Here is a 643-nt window from a genome sequence, read left to right on the forward strand (position 1 = left end):
CCGGGTGGTCGGAGGTGCCGGCGGCGCAGCTGACGGGCTACGCGGTGGCGCCGGTCAAGCTCGGGACGACGTGGGCGTGCGGTGCGCAGCGGTACGTGGCGAGCGGTGGTGCGCTGCGTCCGCTGAGCGCGGCGGCCGCGGACGCGACGGGTCTGACGTTCGTGGCGATGGACCCGGTGACGTGCGCGTCGGTGCCGCGGTCGTCGAGCGTGCTGACCGGCCCGGTGTTCGTGCGCTCGACGGGTGCGGCGGACCTGTTCCTGGCCGAGGGTGGCAAGCGGCGTGCGGTGTCGAGCATGGACACGGTCTACGCGCTGGCCGCCGGTGGTCCGGTGACGGTCGTGCAGGTGGAGCAGGCGGCGCTGGACGCGATCCCGCTGGGTGGTCCGGTGCTGACGCCGGGCCGGGTGGTGAAGTCGGCGGCCGGGCCGGACCTGTTCCTGGTGGACGGGACGAGCACGCTGCGGCACGTGGTGTCGTTCGCGACGATGACCGAGCTGGGCGTGACCGGGTGGTCGGAGGTGCCGGCGGCGCAGCTGACGGGCTACGCGGTGGCGCCGGTCAAGCTCGGGACGACGTGGGCGTGCGGTGCGCAGCGGTACGTGGCGAGCGGTGGTGCGCTGCGTCCGCTGAGCGCGGCGGC

1 protein-coding gene is annotated in these 643 nt (G+C 75.1%); it reads left to right on the top strand.

The window, feature by feature from the left end:
• On the top strand, positions 1–643 hold a 643-nt coding region (locus tag OMK64_RS20260), incomplete at both ends, for a hypothetical protein (protein ID WP_272730154.1).

Source organism: Cellulomonas fimi (assembly GCF_028527925.1).
Classification (GTDB): domain Bacteria; phylum Actinomycetota; class Actinomycetes; order Actinomycetales; family Cellulomonadaceae; genus Cellulomonas; species Cellulomonas fimi_C.